This is a genomic window from Campylobacter sp. BCW_4338 (assembly GCF_001763255.1).
GTDB classification, from domain to species: Bacteria; Campylobacterota; Campylobacteria; order Campylobacterales; family Campylobacteraceae; genus Campylobacter_D; species Campylobacter_D jejuni.
On record NZ_MJYJ01000062.1, the window covers coordinates 2,184 to 18,963 of the forward strand.

Below are 16,780 nucleotides of genomic sequence, written 5' to 3' on the forward strand. Positions count from 1 at the left end.
AGCAGGGGATACTCAAGAAGCCTTGACATAGCAAAGCATTAAGAGTATAATTATTAGAACAATGTTTAGCAATTTAATCACCGCCTTTCTAGGTTATGATTAATGCCAAAGGTAGCCGCCTTTGGCATCTACCTTTTATAATTATACCAAACAAACTCTTTAACTTCTTAAAACAGTCCATGAAAAGATTTTACTTGTTATTCTTTAGCACTTTGTTTTTTGCACCTTCATTTTTATTTGGTGCAACTGAAATAGCTAATAGCAATTTAATTTATACTTGGGGTTATGGCGATGTAATGAATGAAATCATGCAAGCTGTTAAAGGAATAACCACTGAAACAAGTTATATCGTTAATGCAGCCTTAGCTATCTCATTATTGCTTTTTAGTATCAAAAAAGCAATGGATGGACAAACAAATCCTGTGTTTGAATTTGGAAAAATGTTTATACTTTTTGCTGTAGTGTGGCAGATGTTTTTAAGAGCGCCAAATGACAATAGTCACCGCTTCATGATTCACGATGAAGTAACAAGTAAAGATTATGTCATTTCTCAAATTCCTATAGGCATAGGAAAAAGCTTTGCATTAATGACACAATTTGAGAAGGTTATCCTAGAAGCTATGGAAAAACATTTTTCAACTCCACAATCTACAAATTTTTCTAATGCAGGTTTAGGTTTTTCACTTCAAGTGATGAGTACTTTACCAAGCGTAAAGCTTTCGGCTATTGATGCAACTTTACAAAAAAATATTGATTTTTACTTTAGAAACTGCGTTTCAGTAGGTATCTTACTTAATCAACAAGGTAGAAATCTTTTTCAAAACTCTGATAATTTAATGCAAGATCTTTTCACAAACATAGGCAATGGCTCTCAGCTTACTCCTTTGTTTAAAAATAACAATAATGTTGAAGAACAAAGTGTTGTGCCTTGTTCTGATGCAGGTCCTCAAATCGTTGAAATGATTCAAAACGATACAGATGAAGCTATGAAGATTCATGCTGCTTTGCTTGGTATGGCGAATGATATGACAAATTATGAGCAAAAGTTCTTAGGCGCTGCACAAATCTATAACGAACAAGCTGTAAGTGCTAGATCTTATTTGCAACAATCCATGGTAATGCTTGCTTCTCAAGATGCAATCATTAATACCGCTAAATCAGTAGGATTAAATCCTGCTTCTGTGGCTGCAAATACTGCTTATGCGGATCAGCAATTTTATGCAAGTATGCAAGCACAAGGACACATGGCGCAAACTTATTTGCCTTTAGCTAAAGCTTATTTAACAGCTATTATCATAGGTTTATCTTGGCTTGTTGCTTTGCTTTCTATTGTATTTGGCTCTTACGCTCATATTAAGATGTTTTTTACTCTATGTATTTGGATAGTACTTTGGACTCCTATACTTTGTATTATTAATTTTATAAATGATTTTAATCTTATGAATGTTGCACAAGTAATAACAGGTGGAAAAGCAGCTTTAAGCTTAGGAGATAACATGCTTATATTCAAAGAAGTAGCAAGTAGATCAAATTTCATGAATTATCTTGTAATGAGTACTCCTGTTTTAGCTTATGCTATAGCTAAAGCAAGTGAGCAAGGATTTATAACTTTTGCTTCTGGATTATCTCAAGCTCTAACAGGTGCTTCAAGAGCTGCTGGAAGCTTTGCAAATCAGCAAGCCTTATCTACACAAACAAGTATAGCTGCTCCTAGAGGAGATGAAGTTTGGGCTGTGGGTGCAGGTTATAATACTCTTCAATCTTCGTTTGGTGCAGGTGGTAGAAGTTTTATGGGAACAAGAGATATGCAACATGGTGGCGAATTAGTTAAAGATAATATGACAGGAAGTTCCGCTGTAATCAATGCTAATGGTTCTATAGGTAATGCTTCTATTAAAGGATTAAATGCTGGTATGACTGCAAGCAATTTAGAAACAAGAGCGCACGCTCTAAGTGATGCGATTCAAAATTCTAACCTATCTCAAAGAGCTTTAGAAGTTGCTAGTGGAAAAGGAGATAGCTTAGCCTTATCAGAAAACGATAGAAATACTATCACCAAAGCATCACAACATGCTTTAGCTGATGCTTATTCTAAAGTAACAGGTGTGGATGTAAAACAAGCTTATGAAGATGTGATGAGTGGAAAAATTGGTGGTGGTATTGGCTTAAATAAAGAAATAAAAGGAGTTAGAATAAATGTTGATGCAGGAGGTACTTTATCTACTTCATCAGTGGAATCTGAAGGTTGGTATCAAAATCTAAGCAAAAATCAACAAGAAACCTTTAATAAAACCTTTAACGAAAGCATTTCTAATGAAATTGGTAAAAATAGAGATGCAAGTGCTTCATTCAACAATCTTCTTAAAACAGGAAATGTTACAAATTCTGCTAGTATTAAAAGTTCTATGGACAGCTATAATGAAGCTAAAACACTTAATAATTCAGTGGGTTATGATGGTGGAGCTTCTATTGTTCAAGGCTATATCAATGAAAATTATGGTGGTGTAGTTAATAAAGAAAATGTGGCTTCTGCTGTGAATGCTGTTGAAAATATGGCTGCAAGGGGAGATATGCAAGGATTATCACACTATGCAGGAGTAAACTCTAATGTCAATTCAAATGGATTACACGAGCAAACAAAACATAATTATTATGATCCAAAAGGCACTATGACTGATCACAATAAAGCCATAGACGATTTAAATTCAAGATATCAAGGTTTCTTGAAAACAAGAAATGCTCCTGCTAAAGTTGAATCAGAAGGACTGGCATTTGATGTAGAAAAAGCAGCAGGCGCAGCTGAGAAAAAAGCAGGAACTGCTATCAAAGAAAGAAATGAAAAAATCAATGATACTTATAAATAATAATGCACTGAGTCTAGTTTTAACTAGGCTTAGTGGCGATGGCGATTAACATTATGGTATATATTTCCTATCATAAAGCTATATTTTGGATCATTAATATAATCACTTTCAAAAGTTGATGAGCGTGATCTTAATGAGTCATCAGTATCTTCAAAATTCTCTTTTAAAAACTTCTTGATTTTCAATAATGTATTTTTAGAAAACAATTTGCTTAACCTATCTCTGATTAAATACAAAAGACAACAAGTTATTAAAACACTAACAATAGATGCAAGTACTGCTAAATAAATAATTAAGTGCGCTTTATCCATCTTTATTCCTTTCAATATTTTTTAAATAACTTACTATGACTACCTAGTTTTAAAATATTTAGCTCTAACTCATTATTATGTTTTTGATAAATTAATAACAAGTTAGACTTTATATGACATTCTCTAAAATCTTTTAATACACCTTTTAATTGATGATCTTTATATTTAGGTTCTAAATTCTCATCATTAGAAAGTTTTACAATAACTTCATCAGTTATTTTACGCTCTTCATCGCTTATTTTTTTGTAAGCTTTTATAAAATCTTTATGGTAATAAATTTTATATTTTACCATTTTGATAAGCTTTCACAAAGTCTTGATGCGAATTAAAGCTTAATGCAGTATTGACTTTTTTTTCTTTATCAAGTTCTTTGCTTGCATTTAATATCTTACTTTCAAAACTACTCAACTTAGGCTTAGAAATTTTACATTTGGCATTTATGCTTTTTGCTAAACCCTTGAATGCAGGTAAAAAATCTTCATTAACATTTTCAATAATAAGGGTCATAAGCAACTCCTTTCTCAATTTATATAACATAATTATACCATTTTTAATAATTTTTGCAAGTATTTATACTATAAAATGCCTATTTTTTAGGAGTTTGAAACGGATTTTTTTTATTTAACTATGTCAATTTTTAAGTGCTTATTTTATAAGATTTTATAGCGCTATTTGCAAGATCGGCTAAGAATTTGCTTCTATTATCGCTTATTGTATCTATTGCCTCTACTAAGCTTTTAGGCAAGGTAATATTAATTCTAATTTTTGCTTCATTATCAATAGGTTCTTTAATATAATCACCTTTTTCAAGCATAACTTCTAATGCTCCTTTAAAAGCTTCTTTGAGATCTTTTAAGGCTTCTATTTCATTTTCACCATCTCCCATAATATAAGGGAAATCTTTATATCTTGCAAAATATCCTCCGCCATCTTTTTCATCAAGTTTTTTTATAATAATTTCATAAGGTAGATTAAGATAGTAATCTAAGTCTTTCATAATTCATTCTCCTGTTATAGCTTTTAAAACCATTTTGACATATATAGCCTTTATAGGGCGTTTAAATGAAATAGTAATAAGATCACATTCTTCTTTTCTGAATTGATAATGTAATCCGCCTTTATTAAAACATTCATAACCTTCGCTTTCTAATAAAATCTTAAGCGTTTCAAAGGGCGCATTGTTAGGATTATTTTTTAAATCTTTAATAATTTTATCTTTTTTACTCACTATAATATCCTTATGAGTATGTATTATACACACTTTTTATTAAGTATCACTTATAAACCGAACGCAATTCTTTTAATCTTGTTGTCTTTGTATGTTTAAAGGGGCTTTTCTGTCCTGCGGTTTTGCTAAAAATACTTCCATTTTAAACTTAAAAAACCTAAAGTTTAGATATAATCTCACAAAACGCTTACTATGTCGTTTCATAGTTAAGCCTTTAGGGTTATTTCCGCCAAGAGTTAAAACTCAAGGCGGATTTTTATGAAGGAAAGATTTAAAATGAGAAATTTAACTTTAGAAGAAAATATATTTTTAGCAAAAAGAAACCTTGTAGATATTATTTGGAAATCCGCGAATTTAGAAGGTGTAAATGTTACTTTTCCTGAAACTCAAATGATTATAGATGGCTTTAGTGTTCCTGATAAAACAATACAAGATTTAACAATAATTTTAAATCTCAAAAGAGCTTGGAATTATTTGTTTGATACCATTAATGAAAAAGTTAGTTTGAGTTTGATACAGGACTTTAATAGGATTGTAGGCAGAGATTTGGTTCATAAATTAGGATTTTTAAGAACAGCTGATGTTAAAATAAGTGGAACAAATTTTAAACCAAAATTACCTATTGATTATGAGGTTAGTAAAAATATAGAAACAATTTTAAAAAATGAAAATAAAAAAGAAGTAGCATTGGATTTGATGCTATATCTTATGAGAAGTCAATTATTTTTTGATGGAAATAAAAGAACTTCAATGCTAATTGCTAATAAAATTTTAATTGAAAATGGATTCGGTATTTTGGCAATTGCTAAGAATGATATGAATGAGTTTTTTACCCATCTTGTTAAATTCTATGAAACAAACAATAATTATGAAATAAAACAATTTTGTAAAGAAAATTGTATTGAAACAATGGTTTTTCATAATGATGAAGAAAAAACAAATTATAGGAAAGAATTGAGATAACACTCAAATTTTCATATAAAACATTAAAACTTATTCATTCAAAAATACTATAATTAAAGCGTATTAAGCATGGCTACTCTTTCGGTTATAAGAAGGAGACATGATGAGTAGTCATTGATTTTTTAGTTCTTGTCTTAGAATTAATTAACGAGATAATCAAGCTTGTTGATTATCTCACTTAAAAAACCGTTGAAAATTCTATAAAAACCACACTTAGTCTAAGCTTAATACAATTGTAACAAAAAACACTTAACCGAAAGAGGTGTGGCTTTCGGCTATTTGTTCTTGCAAAGTCTTTATCGTTAATATGTTCTATTGTAAAACTTCTATAAAAATTTCTTTACTTTTTAGTTTCTCATAAAAATTTTTTCTTTTATTGGGGTCGTTTGTAGTTACAATGGTAAATCCTGCTTGTTGAATTTTCATGAGAATTTCTTTTGAAATATTCATACTATGGAATAATTTTTTAAAATGTTCAGGTGTCATTACTACTGCTCTAATATAATGAAAAAATGGATTACCATTTTCTTTATTTTTATTATATTGTATAGTATTATTAAACACTATGTCACTGCTGTAACTAATGTTTTGGAAATTATCTTCTTTGATACGCTTTCTCATCTCATTATAAAATGAAGTTAATTTGTTATTCTCATCTTTAATAAGATTAAGTATAGGATCTGGAATTTTATCTAAATATTGATTTTTTCCATCGAAATTATCCACATTAAAAGAAGTAATATAGTAAGATTTATCCATTGCTAATATTATAGAAGTTGAAGGATAATTTTTATCATAATCATCAAAATATAAATTCACATTTATATCGTGATATTGATAACGAAGTTTAATACAGTTTCCGACTTTTTTATATTTAGCATTATTGTACTTCTCTAATAAAATATCTAAAATATAGTATCACTCATTTGCACTCCTTTAAAACGAAAATCTAAATATTATGTTATTATACAATCAACATTTTAGAGCAATACTAAATATAAACTAAATTGACAATTTTTTTATTGTATGATATAATTTAAAATCATTATAAGGGCGGATCGAGATCGCCCATCTTAAATACTATTTTAAGTAGCTATTCAAATCTTTTTCAAAACTCTCTATTAAATCACTTAAAAAAGCATTGATTTTATTTGGCATAACGCCTATAAAGGTATTATGTGATTTTGTGGTGATTCTAGGAGCTAAAGCCTTTTGATTTGTTATTTTTGTTTTATATAAATTTTCCCAGTGAAAACTTCTATTTCTGATTGTGAGTAAAAGGTTAAGAACAATATTTGCTTTTTCTATATTGCTAAAACTATTTTTATATTTTTTATTATTTACATAGTGAAAGTAATATTCTTTGTTGTGTGCATAATATTTTTTAAAATTTATATTAGAAGAATTAATTATTTTTGCCTCTAAGTGTTCTAGCTTAATTATAAATATTACATCTCCTGAAGAAATTCTTGAAATGAGTTGATTGTTATCTAATATTTCTTTGTTTTGCAATTTAATTATTTTTTGTTTGATGTTTTCTTCGTTATAATTTCTTAACCATTCTAAATCTTTTTCTTTCATATGTTTATCTAGTAAATTTCTTAATACTAGTTCAAGTATTGCTATTTTTGTTGTTATGCTTGCAATCATTTTTAAATTATCAAAATGTTCGTAAATATTATTATAAGATTCTAATCTTTCTTTAGAAAACAAATATTCAAGATCGGTTTGTTCTGTTGGCATGAATTTCTCTAATATTGGATTAATATTCTTAAATCATATCAAATTTTTACAAAAAATATTATTATTCACACTTGTAAGTACTTTTTTCAAGCTTTCTTTCCATTTCTTTTTTTGGAAATAAAATTACATGATAAAATAGACTTATCTAAAAAGCCTATTTTATCAATGTTTTCACTTTCAAATAGTGTTTTTTACCCATTCAGATTCAACTATTGAAAGAACTCTTGCGGTTTTGTAAATATTATCATGCGGATTTAGTATAGTTCTCACGGCGTAATACTGTTCGTTTTTTACCTCTTCTTTTTCAACTACAACTATCGTATCAACTGATTCTTCTTGAAGTTTCAAAGGAATGTACAAAACTACTCTTTGCTTATAAGCTGCAGGAATAATCATCTTTTGAAGATTATAATTATCTTTGATAATTTTCAATTCACCATTAATAATGTGTCCTATGAACCTATCATTTAGTTTTTTCACAATTTCAGGTAATCGCTCTTTTCTCTCAAAAAGATGCAAATGATTTACCCTAAAATCCAATTTACTGTCAAAAATGATTTCATTTTTGAATGTATCATAATCGCTTAAAGATTTAGGTATTTCTAAATCATCTAAAACTCTATCTCCATTAGAACAAAATTTTCTAAAAATATATCCTCCATTTTCCTGCTTTTCAAAGCATGCAAATATTGGAAAAACACCTGTACTATACAAACCTGTATTGAAACATGCCTTTGTTTTGTCTTTATTATAAGTAATAATATCAGGATAGCTTTTATTTTCATAAATGAACTCAAAATATTTAAATAGATAAGAAAATAAAATATTATTTCCATTTCCCCAAAATTCTTTTTGAGCTATATTAGAAAGCTCTTGGAGTGTATTTAGAAAATTGGGAAAATAGGCAAATTGAAACAACAAAGGTTTCTCTTCAACTTTGTTTTGAATTTGATCACGATTTGAAGTCTTGTTTCTTGTGGTAGCTTTTTTAACATAAACTAAAGAAGGTTCGTTTTCATCTTTTTCAAGATCAAAGCCTGCTTCTATTAATGCCTTACTACAATTGATTTTTAAATCATATTTTCTTTTCAAATATTGACTGATATGTCCTGTAGTAACATGGTCAAATTTAGTTTTACTATCTTCATAGGCTTCTAAAATTAATTTTTCTATGTTTTTTTCCACGCTAAAAACCTAATTGTCCTTTCTTATAATCTTCTAAACCTTTCAATAGTCCAAAAAGTATGTCAGAATCAACCGCTCCTTCAATAGGAGTGCCTATTACTTTTCCTGTTGGAGTTAAAATATAAGTTGTTGCGAGTTAATTGCAAATCAACTAAATAAAATACATATATTACAAGTTGTTTTCAAGCAATATGTAATTTTGTTTCAATATGTGATACAACTTTACTTCAAGTATAGTTTATGTTTATGTAATTTTTATTTCAACTTCACTACACTTTTACTACAACATAACTACAACTTGAGTTCAACTTTATTACACTTTCACTACACTTTAACTACAAAAATGTGAAAATTTGCATGTTTTTTGAAGTAAAAGTGTAGTTAATATGTAGTTAATGTTATTTTTACTATAACTTGAGTGCAACTTTATTACAACTTAACTACAAAAAAGAGTTTGTTTAAAATACTATTTTATAGGGTTTTTAATATTAATTTAATTTTTATTGTTGAAAAAATATACTAAAAAGTGTAATAAAAAAAATAAAATATCAATATTCAGGGCTTATTATGCTAAAACCCTTATTTTTAGGCTCTTTTGCTTTTTTTGAAAAAAATGTAAAAAGTTGAGCCAATGAGCATAATGCAATAATATAGCCTAAATATAGGCGTTTAAATCTTATTGTTGTAGGCAAATTATGCTAATGTTTTACCGACATTTTGCGATTTGTAAAAAGCTTTTAAAATATCTATTTTGTAGGTTTTTAAGCATTGTTGATAATCGAGTTATTGTGTAAGATTTTTGGCAAAAATAGACTTTAGAGCTAAAAACTGCAAAATTTTCTTCATGGCGTGTATTTTTGATTGTGCTTGATTTATAGCGATAATATGAGAGCTAGGGCTTATTTTAGAAGTTCTTGCGAATTTTCAAAAATGCTTTGCAGTTTTGAAATGGGCTGTGGTTTTTGTTTTGTGTTGCGATTTTTGTAGGTTTTTTTGTGTTTTTTTGATTGCAAGTGGGTATCTTGAATGGATATAGGGTTTAAAATGACAGAATTAGCCTTTAAAAGGCAAAATGATTTTTTTAATGGTTTTTATCGTTTTAGGGTTATTTTTTTGATTTTTGGGTGTTTTTTGAAAGAATATCGATTAGTGTTTCAAAATCTTGGATTTCTGATTTGGTGATTTTGAATTTGTCTTTGAGAGTTAAAAACTGATAGGCTGAAACTATATCAAGCTTTGAGTATTTGGCTTATAAATCGATAATGCTCTCATGGTTTTTAACTCTTTTTAGTTTGGCAATAAAAGTGTTTTTTGTTTTTTTTGATATAAGACATAACAGCAGGTGTCATTTTGCTTTTGTTTTCTTCAGTTTTGCCGTAGATTGAGAGTATGAATGCTAGACAGCTAGTTATATTGACAAATAATTTGTCGTTTTTCTCTTTGTGGATTATTTTGTTTAGGTATATTTTGGTAAACCAAGTTTCTATGACTTTGTGCATTTTGTTTTTTCGCTTGGGCGTGTATTAGTTTTAGACATAAGTTTTCTCCTGTGTTTTTAGTGCTTTATGAAATTAAACCGTATTTTTATTTAACTTGGGTATGAAATGAGTATTTTTATATATCAGGGAAAGTTTATACTAGAAATATGTTTAAAAAATGGCAAAGATAGGGAGAGAATGAGAGAAAGAATGAGGTGATAAATAAGGGAATAAATGAGGGAATAAATGAGGTGATAAATGAGAGAAAGAATGAGTATAAAGGCTATAAGGATTTGTGTTAAGGATAGCGTTAAGATGAGATTTGAATGCGTAGAATGCAAGATAGGGAGGAATGGGAGATGGGGTATAAAGGGGGTGATAAATGAGGGGATAAATGATGAAAATTATTCAATGAAATGTAGCGGATAAAGAAGGGGAATAAATGAGGTGATAAAGGGTGAGAAGAATACTTTTCTATTTCAGGGGCTAAAAATACTTTAGGTTAGGTACAAAAATGGCAATATTATTAACGAAATTAATGAATGTTAGGTATAAAAATTTTTTGGGTGTATTTTTTAAAAAAAAGACAAATCGCAATAAGCTATGTTATAAAGTCCCTAAAAATAGGCATTCTTTACTTTAGGGTAGGTATAAAAATGTCATTGCTTAAGGCTAGACTTTTTAATGCTTAATTAAAACTATTTTTGTCTTTTTGTGGGTTTGGATTTGGAGTATTTTTTAATTGAAAAATTTACAAAAATTTTAGAGTAAAGATAGGTAAAAAAATAAAAATAAAAATAAAAATAAAAAATGATAGATAAAAAAAACAAAAAAATAAATCAAAATAAATATAGTTTTGCTGTAATTTTCTCTTTGAATTTTTGCTCGTGAAAAGTACAAGATAATTTTTTTATTTTTTTAATCATATAAAAAACAATATTTTTTATATGAAAATTCACAGAAAAAAAGATAAAATTTTAATACTAATTTTAATTAATTTTATTTTAAGTCTAAAATATATAGAGATAAAAGTGGTATAAAAAATACACTATTAAAAAAATACTTATTTTTTTACTTGTTTTTAATTGATTTTTATATCTAAAATATTTTTTCTCATAAAAACATGATTACTCGTTTATATAGATAGACTTTTCAAGCTTTCTTTCCACTTCTTTTTTCTTTTTTTCAATTGCTTCATCAAATCCTTTAAGCACTGAAAATGGAGCAAACTGTGCCGCTCTTTTTTCTAATGGCATAAGAGGATATTTTGTAGATTTTTTGTATTTAATATTAATAATATCATCTTGGTTATTAGGCATTGTGTCCTCCTATTTGCGAATTAATTTTTAAGCCATTTTCAAGACTCGAGGCTTTAAAAATAGATTTTTTTCCATATTTGTGAACAATCGCGAGTCTAGCTTTTTGTAATTTCTCTTCTTTTATAAAATTTTTATTTTCCTTCTGTTCTAAGTCAGTAAAAAGACTGGGTTCTTTAATTTTTTTATCGTGTCATTTTTTACAACATTATTAAGAGTAAGACTTATTTTTCTAATTAAAAAATCAGCATTAACTATTAAATCAAACAATTCTAAACCTTTATTGCAAATAGTTTCCAAGGAAGAGCTGTGGTAATCCAAATTGATTGTTGAATGTGCATTTTTTGGAATAGATCTTCCATAGGAATCTTTGCTCATTGGACCATTGTAGCTTTGTACCTTTTCTAAGCTTTCTTTATCATATTGTACATCTAAAATGATTTGATTGCATGTTAAATTTTGCTCAATTAGCTCAAGAACCATATGATCGACGATTTCTTTAAGCATATCTCTAGCTTTTTTAAAACTATAAGGTTTAGGCAAAACCTTAGCCATTACCTTAGAGATATGTTTGCTTTTATATTCTTTAATAGCTTGTGCATTGTACAGCTTTCAAACCCCCAAGCATGATCGATTAATAACTCAGCATTTACTCCAAAAATTTGATAAAGTTTATCCTCGTTATTAAGAGAGTATCTTGCTAAATCTCCCATATTGTTAATGCCTATGCTTTTTAGTTTTGTTGCATATCCTTTGCCTATACGCCAAAAATCATTTATGGGCGTGTGTTGCCATAATTTTCTTCTATAAAGCATTTCATCCAAATACCCTATGCAAAGTCCATCTTTATTAATATTTTGTTTTTTGGCTAATATATCCATTGCAATTTTTGCTAAGTAAAGATTTGTTCCTATTCCCGCAGTTGCTGTTATTTGAGTTGTTTTTAAAATTTCAAATAATATGTTTTCAATGAGTTTGTCAGCAGATAGCTTATAATGTTTGATATAAGGAGTTAAATCAATAAATACTTCATCAATGGAGTAAATATGAATGTCTTTTGGATCAAAATACTTTAAATAAATACTGTAGATTTTAGAACTATAGTCTATATATGTTGACATCCTAGGTTTTGCGACAATGTAATCAAGCTCTAAATTGGGATTATTTATTAGTTCAAGATGATTGTATGATTTTGCACTGAAATATTTAGCAATTTTTAAGCGCTTGTAATTGATTGTTTTTACTTTTTGTATTAGTTCAAATAGTCTTAATCTGCCTGATATATTATAAGATCTTAATGCGGGAGATACCGCAAGACATATTGTTTTTTCAGTTCTACTTTCATCCGCAACTACAAGATTGGTATTTAGAGGATCTAATTTTCTTAAAATGCATTCAACAGAAGCATAAAATGACTTAAGATCTATAGCTGCATATTTTTGCGTATTATCCATATTTTCACATTTGTATATAATAATTATTTTTTAATTGTATAAAAAGAATTTTAATAGACTAAGATTGTTAATTTTTAGTTCTTGTTTTGGAATTAATCAATAAAACAATCAAGCTTGTAGATTTTTTCATCTAAAAATTTTATCAAAAACCATGCCTTGTTTAAAATTACATAGTATTAAAAGAGGTTATTCAATATTATGCTTTTATATATTTAAATCGAGCGAGCAAAGTATACGAAAAGATTTATATCAAGTTTAATTTTAAATGATAAAATTTAGGCTGAAATAATGATAAAGTTTTTTGAAAATGCTGATTGTAATAAAAAGTTACATTAATATAGGCAAATGAAATTTTCTGCTATTTTTTTTAATAATAATTGCTATTGATAAAATAAAAATCTGCCTTATTTTATACATGGAAAAATCTCAAAATCTTTATCACTTCTTTCATTTTTCGCTATTTAAAAAATGGAACTGTTATAATAAGGATCTTGCTTTTTATATAAATCATAAACCAAAATACCAATAAATTAAAAAAAGAAAGAGAAAATTAGTTGAAAAACAAATCTTTTAAAAAGACAGGAAAAACAATGAAAAAACTTAGAAAAATATAGAAAAGAAATATTTAAAGATAAAACTTCTGCTTACGGCATTACATAGCATTATGCCAAAAGATATAAAGGAATAAAACGAACGAAGTGCAATTTGACAGCTGGAACGAACGAAAAAAGAGCTTAAACAAAGTAAAATTAATCAGAAAAGTTAGTGTAAAAAAAAAGATTTATTGGCTTAGCATTGGTTTAAATATCGGTGCTGAAGTTTAAGGTAAAAATGAGTTTTTTACGCGTCCTGTTTTGGTAATAAATAGTTTTTATAATGGCACATTTTTAGGCGCACCTTTAAGTTCTAAGACTAAAAACAAAAAAGGCTTTTTATTTCACAAATTTAAGGACAATAAAGGCACTTTACAAGTTGCACTTTTAGGACAAATGAGAGTTTTTGATACTAAAAGGATAAAAACTTACATAGGAAAAATCAATGACAAAGATTTTGAAATGCTTAAAAATAAAATAGTAGAAAATATAATAATCCTGCACTAAGACAGGGAAACTCAAAAAATGAGCCAAATCCTTTCATTTCTGAAAAGTAATGAAAAAATTATTACTAAAAAATATTAATCTAAAATAAAGGATTAGCATGACAGAAGAGAAAGAAAATATTATTAAAGAAGTTTGTAAAGAGTTAAACACTACTCAAACTGAATTAGGAAGACAATTAGATGTCTTTGCTTCTACAATAAATACTTGGGCTAGTGGTAAAATTCCAACTTAGTGGATTATATTCTACTGAAGAAATGGGTGTTGGAATGACTGAAACTAGCAATATTGTTATCGATATTGAAGCTTACCAAAACAATACTCATGAAAACAAAAAGAAAGTTGATTTCTCACAAAACTTTTCACAATCAAACGCTACAACTTTTAGCGAAGATGAAAGACAAGTTTTGTTATCTTTGGGACTCGAAGTGAAAAATGAAGATGGTTATTATTGGATTGTAGGAAATACCTATGGTTTAAATGAAAAAATCAAGCAATTAGGTTATAGATTTCACTCTGAGAAAAAAACATGGTGGAAGCAAATTGGAAATGTAGCCTAAGAGCGCACATGAAAATATGTTATAATTTAGGAGTTAGTATGCAAGGATATGCCATGAAAAAAGAAATTACACTCAATGAGAGCTTTAAAGCATTATTGAAAAGTATTTTTTCAGATACTGATCAAGCTAAAAAGCTCATTCAAGCTTTTGAAGAATTTGCTAATGATAGAGCAACAACGCAAAGGCTTAATTTTGGGAATTTAAAGCAAGAAGCCATTGAGTAAATAAGAAATGAGTTGGTTAGCAAGGATTTATTCCAATCTGAGACTAAAGGACTTGAAGCTGAAATCAAACGAATGGAAAGTTCATTAAAACAGCAAGGAATCTATTGGCTAGGAGCTTGTGTTGTTAGCATTGCCACTATAATTTCAAGTGTTTGGGCAATAATGGACTTTATGGTAAAACATTTAAAATAATATTCTCACACTAGAAACAATCTAGTGTAACTTAACCCTAAGGTGGGATATTTTATCCCTTGACTTTTAGCATTTTTTTGTTATAAGATAAGGAGAAAAAAGAAGGATTTTTTCAAAAAAATAGTAATATTTACAAAAATACCCACAAAAGCAATCTTAATATTCATGGAATCTATTGGCATAGGATTGTTTATAAATAGTCTTTATGGTTTACAAACAGGCGATAGTAGAGCTTTTATTATTCTCATCGAAAGTTTGCTAATTTTAACGGTAGTTGCATTATCATCAATCTTTCTTAAAGATTGAACTTTTTTGAAAAAAAGGAGAAAAAATGGATGGTTATAATATAGCTATTTTAATTGGTGCTATCACTTTCGTTTTTGGTACATTGGTTTTAGTAGCTCATTATCTCAATGATAAACACACTAACGAAAGTGAAAACTAAAAACCTTATTGTCTTAGAAATGATTTAAAGATAGACAAAATTAAATCAAAAATTGTAGGCTGTAAAATAAACATTAAAGCAGCAAGAATAATTACATATGTTCTAACTTCTCTTTTAAAACTATCTAGTTTGTTTTCAAGCTTATCAAGTTTAGCACATACTGAATCTTCAGGCTTATCAAGTTTAGCACCTATTGAATATTCAAGCTTATCAACTGAATCTTCAAGCTTATCAAGTTTAGCACCTATTGAATATTCAAGCTTATCAAATCTAGTATTCAAAAGATCTATAGTTGGTAATTTAGAAATGGCTTCTTTAAATTCTCTAAAAGATTTGTCTTTTATTTCTTGAGAATTTATTTGACTTTCTTTAGCAAATTCGTTAAGAGCTTTAATGAAATTTTCTTCAGTTTGATCTTTAAAATAGATAGAAAATAAAGCTTTTACACCTTCTGAAATATAATAATTTTTCATATTTATACAACCTTTTTTTAATTATAACATAGCAAATTTAAAAATGCAGTTTTTATAAAAATAAATAGAAATTTGTTTTGATTATATTTTACTCAATATTTTTTATTACATCTATGGTTAGTGAATATAATTAATAATTTTTATAAGGGCGTTTTCTGCTTCTTTGTTTTTATTCTTCTTTTTAAAAGCTACATCACAACACTTTATACTCTAAGCTTTTTAAAAGTACTCAAATAAGATTATCATAATAAATAATAAAAAATCAATTTCTTATTATTTTCATTTTATTTTTTTTCTTTTTTGTTATAATTTATATGTTAAAATAACATATTACAAAGTAAACAATATGGATTTATCTCATTCATATTATTTTAGCTTTTGCAATAGCCGTAGCCATATTTGTTACATTTTATGACTTTGATAAAAAAGATCATCAACATAATATAAAAAAATAATATCCTTAATATTTATAAAAATTAAAAAAAGATTTTAAGTCATTCTAAAAATAAAAATTTATACTATTTTTTAAAGGATTTGCTATGCAAAAAAATATACAAGATTATATTATTGATGTTCATTCTTGTGATCCCCATTCATCAAATGCTTATAAACAAGATTTATTTGCTAAAGATTGTGAGTTTATAGAAAAATGTGGTTTAGATGATATGGTAAAACACAAACAAAGTGATGAAGTTTTTAAAGTGTTTTATAAAAAAGATGATAAAATAAGATTGCTTAGAGTTAGTAATATGCAAGCTTTAAATCGTTTTGATAAACTTAAAGGTGCAATGACAAAAATAATTTTAGATAGTGGTTTTAAACCTGATAAATAAAAAGGATTAATATGTGTAAAGATCAAGAATATATAGAGCAAAGAAAGGTTTTATGGGAAAAAAGTTTTGAAGCCTTTAAAGATGATAAAGTGTATCAAAAAGAACAGCTTGAACTTGCAGAAGCAGGAATTAATGATGGCTTAGAGGAGGATTAATTATATAATTAGCCATATATTTATATTAGTTTTTTTAAAAAACCGTTTTTACTATTCTTTAATCTTTTATATTGTATTTTGATTGTCTTATTTATGTAATTTTATATATAAAAAAAGTTTTTTCCAATTTTACAACAAAACCCTTTATGGTATAATAAAAATAAAAATTATATAAGAAAGGATATAAATGGCTATAAAAATTGAAATTAGCGGATTTGATAAGGATTTTTTACCTGTTTTTGAGAGTTTAGCTAAAAGC

At 27.4% G+C, this 16,780-nt stretch carries 20 protein-coding genes and 1 pseudogene; 9 read left to right on the top strand and 12 right to left on the bottom strand.

Going from position 1 to position 16,780, the window contains the following annotated elements; genetic code table 11:
• The first annotated feature begins 179 nt into the window (after positions 1–179).
• Positions 180–2,864, top strand: coding sequence for a conjugal transfer protein TraG N-terminal domain-containing protein (locus AJN69_RS08005; protein ID WP_070287667.1), 2,685 nt, complete (start codon positions 180–182; stop codon positions 2,862–2,864).
• Positions 2,865–2,893: 29 nt separating this feature from the next.
• Here the strand turns inward: AJN69_RS08005 and AJN69_RS08010 are convergent, their stop codons facing one another.
• The 5 genes from AJN69_RS08010 to AJN69_RS08030 form a co-directional block, all read right to left on the bottom strand.
• A complete protein-coding gene (locus AJN69_RS08010; RefSeq protein ID WP_070275019.1) occupies positions 2,894–3,175 on the bottom strand; it encodes a hypothetical protein in 282 nt (93 codons plus the stop codon).
• An 11-nt stretch (positions 3,176–3,186) separates the two neighbouring features.
• The gene (locus AJN69_RS08015; protein ID WP_044779584.1) at positions 3,187–3,468 is read right to left on the bottom strand and encodes a type II toxin-antitoxin system YafQ family toxin; all 282 of its coding nucleotides are present in this window, start codon (positions 3,466–3,468) and stop codon (positions 3,187–3,189) included.
• Positions 3,455–3,682 (bottom strand): hypothetical protein, encoded by a 228-nt coding sequence (locus AJN69_RS08020; RefSeq protein ID WP_002819580.1) that lies wholly within the window; start codon positions 3,680–3,682, stop codon positions 3,455–3,457. The genes AJN69_RS08015 and AJN69_RS08020 overlap by 14 nt, the downstream gene beginning before the upstream one ends.
• Before the next feature lie 130 nt (positions 3,683–3,812).
• Positions 3,813–4,172 (bottom strand): type II toxin-antitoxin system HicB family antitoxin, encoded by a 360-nt coding sequence (locus AJN69_RS08025; RefSeq protein WP_002779573.1) that lies wholly within the window; start codon positions 4,170–4,172, stop codon positions 3,813–3,815.
• A gap of 3 nt (positions 4,173–4,175) precedes the next feature.
• Positions 4,176–4,403, bottom strand: coding sequence for a hypothetical protein (locus AJN69_RS08030; protein ID WP_044780704.1), 228 nt, complete (start codon positions 4,401–4,403; stop codon positions 4,176–4,178).
• A 258-nt stretch (positions 4,404–4,661) separates the two neighbouring features.
• Between AJN69_RS08030 and AJN69_RS08035 the strand changes: the two genes are divergently transcribed.
• Complete coding sequence (locus tag AJN69_RS08035; protein WP_002881944.1) at positions 4,662–5,366, top strand: Fic family protein; 705 nt, start codon at positions 4,662–4,664, stop codon at positions 5,364–5,366.
• A gap of 312 nt (positions 5,367–5,678) precedes the next feature.
• Here the strand turns inward: AJN69_RS08035 and AJN69_RS08040 are convergent, their stop codons facing one another.
• From AJN69_RS08040 to AJN69_RS08050, 3 genes are all read right to left on the bottom strand, one after another.
• Positions 5,679–6,185, bottom strand: a complete 507-nt coding sequence (locus AJN69_RS08040; protein WP_261663952.1) for a DNA repair protein Rad50 — start codon at positions 6,183–6,185, stop codon at positions 5,679–5,681.
• Between the two features lie 261 nt (positions 6,186–6,446).
• The gene (locus tag AJN69_RS08045) at positions 6,447–7,109 is read right to left on the bottom strand and encodes a hypothetical protein (protein WP_052858602.1); all 663 of its coding nucleotides are present in this window, start codon (positions 7,107–7,109) and stop codon (positions 6,447–6,449) included.
• A 177-nt stretch (positions 7,110–7,286) separates the two neighbouring features.
• On the bottom strand, positions 7,287–8,294 hold the full coding sequence (locus AJN69_RS08050; RefSeq protein WP_044779628.1) for a DUF3825 domain-containing protein: 1,008 nt from the start codon (positions 8,292–8,294) through the stop codon (positions 7,287–7,289).
• Positions 8,295–10,030: 1,736 nt separating this feature from the next.
• Here AJN69_RS08050 and AJN69_RS10125 point away from each other — a divergent pair.
• Positions 10,031–10,201 carry a hypothetical protein gene (locus AJN69_RS10125; RefSeq protein WP_002807115.1) on the top strand — a complete coding sequence of 57 codons (171 nt, stop codon included), beginning with the start codon at positions 10,031–10,033 and terminating at the stop codon, positions 10,199–10,201.
• Positions 10,202–10,899: 698 nt separating this feature from the next.
• Here the strand turns inward: AJN69_RS10125 and AJN69_RS08055 are convergent.
• From AJN69_RS08055 to AJN69_RS10420, 3 genes are all read right to left on the bottom strand, one after another.
• A complete protein-coding gene (locus tag AJN69_RS08055; protein ID WP_002881951.1) occupies positions 10,900–11,091 on the bottom strand; it encodes a hypothetical protein in 192 nt (63 codons plus the stop codon).
• A gap of 147 nt (positions 11,092–11,238) precedes the next feature.
• Positions 11,239–11,643 carry a hypothetical protein gene (locus tag AJN69_RS10415; RefSeq protein WP_250492793.1) on the bottom strand — a complete coding sequence of 135 codons (405 nt, stop codon included), beginning with the start codon at positions 11,641–11,643 and terminating at the stop codon, positions 11,239–11,241.
• On the bottom strand, positions 11,643–12,542 hold the full coding sequence (locus AJN69_RS10420) for a hypothetical protein (protein WP_250540842.1): 900 nt from the start codon (positions 12,540–12,542) through the stop codon (positions 11,643–11,645). The genes AJN69_RS10415 and AJN69_RS10420 overlap by 1 nt, the downstream gene beginning before the upstream one ends.
• Positions 12,543–13,396: 854 nt before the next feature.
• Here AJN69_RS10420 and AJN69_RS10425 point away from each other — a divergent pair.
• The 4 genes and pseudogenes from AJN69_RS10425 to AJN69_RS10535 all read left to right on the top strand — a co-directional run bounded on the left by AJN69_RS10425 (position 13,397) and on the right by AJN69_RS10535 (position 14,615).
• Positions 13,397–13,642 carry a type II toxin-antitoxin system PemK/MazF family toxin gene (locus tag AJN69_RS10425; RefSeq protein WP_261659532.1) on the top strand — a complete coding sequence of 82 codons (246 nt, stop codon included), beginning with the start codon at positions 13,397–13,399 and terminating at the stop codon, positions 13,640–13,642.
• A 97-nt stretch (positions 13,643–13,739) separates the two neighbouring features.
• Complete coding sequence (locus tag AJN69_RS08065; protein ID WP_052950192.1) at positions 13,740–13,874, top strand: helix-turn-helix transcriptional regulator; 135 nt, start codon at positions 13,740–13,742, stop codon at positions 13,872–13,874.
• Between the two features lie 22 nt (positions 13,875–13,896).
• Positions 13,897–14,199 carry a hypothetical protein gene (locus tag AJN69_RS08070; RefSeq protein ID WP_002861522.1) on the top strand — a complete coding sequence of 101 codons (303 nt, stop codon included), beginning with the start codon at positions 13,897–13,899 and terminating at the stop codon, positions 14,197–14,199.
• Positions 14,200–14,237: 38 nt separating this feature from the next.
• Positions 14,238–14,615: pseudogene (locus AJN69_RS10535) on the top strand (hypothetical protein).
• A 450-nt stretch (positions 14,616–15,065) separates the two neighbouring features.
• Here AJN69_RS10535 and AJN69_RS08080 read toward each other — a convergent pair.
• Positions 15,066–15,533 carry a hypothetical protein gene (locus AJN69_RS08080; protein ID WP_070210653.1) on the bottom strand — a complete coding sequence of 156 codons (468 nt, stop codon included), beginning with the start codon at positions 15,531–15,533 and terminating at the stop codon, positions 15,066–15,068.
• A 539-nt stretch (positions 15,534–16,072) separates the two neighbouring features.
• On the opposite strand from AJN69_RS08080, the gene AJN69_RS08085 reads away from it, so the two are divergent.
• Together AJN69_RS08085 and AJN69_RS10135 are read left to right on the top strand one after the other, a co-directional pair.
• The gene (locus AJN69_RS08085) at positions 16,073–16,366 is read left to right on the top strand and encodes a hypothetical protein (protein WP_070273982.1); all 294 of its coding nucleotides are present in this window, start codon (positions 16,073–16,075) and stop codon (positions 16,364–16,366) included.
• Between the two features lie 11 nt (positions 16,367–16,377).
• The gene (locus AJN69_RS10135; RefSeq protein WP_002807233.1) at positions 16,378–16,521 is read left to right on the top strand and encodes a hypothetical protein; all 144 of its coding nucleotides are present in this window, start codon (positions 16,378–16,380) and stop codon (positions 16,519–16,521) included.
• The last annotated feature ends 259 nt before the right edge of the window (positions 16,522–16,780 follow it).